This is a genomic window from Rhizobium sp. PDO1-076, assembly GCF_000247475.1.
In the GTDB taxonomy this organism is placed as follows: Bacteria; Pseudomonadota; Alphaproteobacteria; order Rhizobiales; family Rhizobiaceae; genus Allorhizobium.
In genome coordinates, this window is the sequence record NZ_AHZC01000162.1 from 1 (window position 1) to 3,825 (window position 3,825).

The window sequence follows — 3,825 nt, forward strand, 5'->3', positions numbered from 1 at the left end:
CTCCCTTGTCCGTCAATCACGCGACTTCATCCTCGATGTCCTCGATGTCCTCGATGTCCTCGCACGAGCCGGCCATTCCCGTCATCGACAGACGATCAAGGCCCCGCGACCCGACCGCAAACCCCACAGGTCAAAACGCCACTGCGTTGCCCGGTCCGGATGCTGTGCTGTTTAGTACAATCATTGCCCGGGATGTTGCTACTCTTTGGCTCACGGTCAATGGGTGCAGTCATCACCTGGTATATTGGAGTTCGCATATGAACATGCAAATGCCCCCTGGATTGATCGGCAAAATCTTCAGAAATTTTCATTGTACGGGTGGCCGCCTGAACCGGTGATGGGCGACGGCAGGGCGTGGTGGTGTCGCCGTTTTATGCGGCAGAGAACGAAATGAGGAGGTGTCGGGCGAACAGTTGCTGGAAATATCGAAGTCTACAATTGCCGCTGTTTGCGGTCTTCAATTGATAATGGGGTGAGGTATGAGCAATGGCATTAGCATAACATCTAGACCGAGAACTTCTTTCAACACATTTCCACAGGACGATCAGAAAGGGGAGCAGAAAAAGGGCGGGAATTCGCCCGCGGTCTCTCCAAAAGGGGTGAGCCGTGCGGCAAAGCTGAAGCGGGTCGCGTCCGTCCCGGCGACGGGTTCCCCGCGTTCCGGGGGGCATGCTCCCAAGTCGCCCGCGGTGCTTCCCAGCACAGGCCAGGCCGGATCGCCCGGTCCTCACTGTCTGAACGATACATTAGTGACCGTTGCCGCGCCGGTTCCGGTCGTCCCCGCGCCGATTGTGGTTGTTGTTGCCGCACCGGCTGCGACCTCTGGCGACAATCTGATTTCTGATTTCGCGCCGGGTACGGCCGTCGCCATACTTGATCCGGATCAGGTTGCGGATAGGGGCCCTGAGGCCAGGCCTACACCGGCTCCTGTTGATCCGCCAGATCGGGAGCTTCCGAAGCCTACTTTTGAAGAAGCCAGGGACAGATTGCGGGAAGCCTCGCGTCGGAGCTGGACGGTTTCGGCGATCGTCTCCGGCGCGCCCATAAGCTGGCTCCGCCGCGAATTGTACCACATCGCCGATCTTGGTCCGTTCCTCAAGAGATGGTGGAGTATGCATGTCTGGCATGGCATGGCTTCCTGCGGACAGGGCGCCTATTTTAACGCTATAGGAAAGGCCAAACAGGAAAGAGACGGCAATTGGCTAGAAGTAAAAAAAAATAGCGCTGAATTGCCAGCACCAAGCGCTGCTATGAGGAACGATAACGATATCGCCGCCATACAGGAAGAGCTGCTGGCATCACTCATGGACATTCTAGACGCGGTTGATGCCAACCCTGAATGGCTGAAGACGAGGGTGGCAACGACTGCGGCCGACAATGTCATTGAGACACTTGCTGGCCTGCATAAGCGCATGTTTTCTAAGGGGGTGGATAAGCAGGATCAGACCGCCACACAAAAAAAAATCTCCGCTTGCTTTCGCAGGCTTCGGAAGAAGGGTGTGGTCCTTACTCCGAGTTCGGGTAAGGGCTTTATTTCGCTTTCGGATCGCGTAAGTGCGCTTGTCGCCCAGTTGCTTCAGGACCAGGCGGCTATTTGCAAGATTGCCGCGTTTTACAGCAACAACGGTACCCCAGGCAGCACGGATCGCCGCGAGGCGATCCGTGCCGTTGTCAAACAAAGAAACGGCAGCGACGTTCAAACGCTACGCGGGTTTGGTTTCCTCAGTCTGTCCCACGCAGACAAAATTTTCCGCGCTATCGACTGTTTACAAACGGGGTTTGTGAACCCTGATCATAAGCTGAACTACATATTGGAAATTCTGGCTGGTCAGTCACTGGAAAGCGGCGGCATAGATGATATCGTCAACATAATTAGGACGATTGGGGACGGTCACTCCTTGACGCTGGAAACCGGCTGGTCTCGCGGGTTGTCGTTGGATGGCCTGGTTAATGCGGCAATCCCGGGAACAGATACGGGCTACATTGGCGCAACTCCCAATGCTCAGGTAAGCCAAGTCTACAAGTATCGAGTGAAATTCAGCAAGGCGGCTGACGGTGTTAAAATCGAATACACGCGAGTTGGCGCAGTCAGTGCGGGCATCGGGGGCGGTGTGTGGGCTGGTTACAAACCTTTTGAAAGCGATAAAAGCGGCGGGCCGGAAGTGTCGCTTGGGCTGAAGGCGACCACGGAATATGCCGCAGAGGACATGCTCAGCTTCACGCTCAAGGGCGATACTTTACAAGATGATTTGAAGGCGCTGCTCACTGGAAAGTTAGGGAACCCGTATGACTTGCTCAACAAGGCGAACAGCCGCGCGACAAAGCATGAGAAGATAAAAACGCTAGGTCTAAAAGTGAACCTGGATGTTTCTTGGAACTTCTCTAGTGATGGGAAATTACGGTATGAACGAGAAAACGGTGGGCCTTTTTATCAAGCGCAAGTGGGCACATTCAAATTGGCCAAAGAGGTGGTGGGCAAGCAGAAAAATGGCCATGCGTTTTCGGAGGCAACAAAGCACATCTATTCAGAGGGGGTCGAAATCACTAGCTCTCGCACCACGGTTGGCGTGGATGCCGCCCGAGGGCTCCTGCGCGCACGGCAGACCGAGGGGTTCGAACTGGCCGAACCGCTACCTGAGGGTAGGGACCCGAATAATCTGGGTGGCGTGGTTATGAATCTTCGTGGTAGCGCTGGCGTCGAGTATGCCGCGGGCGAAGGCGAAACGTTGTATTCCAGGAACGTTACGAAGTTCACCGGCGGGGTGGCTACGAAGAGAGCCGGCGGCGGAACGGGCCAAGGCGATAGCCCTGTCAGCGCGCCGCCGCAGTCGAGGCTGAAACAGCTTTGGCATGGCTTGGGTGCTATAATTTACTATCTTACGACCGCTGAAAAAAAGGTCGTTAACAAAGTCAAATCAACCTTCGATAAAGAGGGGCGGATTGCAAAGATTGAGGCGGAGTTGACATTGCCGCGCTCGAGAAAGGCTCTCACTTGCAAGGCGGTCCAGGAAACACTCAATCTGCGAGATGATGAAAATAAGGAAGAGGTAAAGTCCCAGATTTTGGATCAAATCAATTTAACAACCCCTCAAAATAGAGCCGATATTACAACAGAAATCAATAAGGTAACTACAAAATTAAACGATGCGAAGTTCGGCAATGCAAATGAAAAATTGAAGAATAGTTGGTTAGAAGTGACGAAACATGCTGATTTTACGTATAACGGAAATTTGTTATACAACAGCAACCGCCAGAATTTCCGCAAGAATTTAACGAAGTTTGCCGAGATATATAAGAAGGAATTACGCGCAGGCCGACAGTTGGGCGCGGAGGGCATCGACAACGAGGTCGATAAGCTGATGAAATCGACGGACTATACCAATACTAAATTGTGGCCAGTGAGAGGCAACGCGGAATATATCACTTTTAAAATGGAATCGCGGCAATGCGTTGTGGACTATTACAATAAGTATGGTATTGAACCCCAGCAAAACGATGAGGTGTTTAAACACGAACGTTGCTTCAGAAAGATGACTGAGTGCACAGTCACCGAAACGCGCACGGTAAAGACAGGGATGTCCGTAGCCTTGCCAATTACGTTCAGCAGCGAAGCCAGTGCAGTGTTGAGCGAAGCAAAAACGGTGAAATTTAACGATGGGCCGCGCCGGCATGTGGTTCGCAAGGCGACAGGCGGTGGGCAGGGCGGTGACAAAGTCACCTACCAATGAACGCCGGCATATTGGCTGGCGGGGCGGAGTAAATTCCGGCCAGTGATAGGCTCCTCATTTTGCGGGTTGCCGGGAATGTTTGTCGTGGAGAGGGCAT

1 protein-coding gene is annotated in these 3,825 nt (G+C 53.4%); it reads left to right on the forward strand.

Features of this window, described 5'->3' with window-relative positions; translation table 11 throughout:
• The first annotated feature begins 749 nt into the window (after positions 1-749).
• The gene (locus tag PDO_RS10840) at positions 750-3,728 is read left to right on the forward strand and encodes an AvrE-family type 3 secretion system effector (protein ID WP_037073457.1); all 2,979 of its coding nucleotides are present in this window, start codon (positions 750-752) and stop codon (positions 3,726-3,728) included.
• The last annotated feature ends 97 nt before the right edge of the window (positions 3,729-3,825 follow it).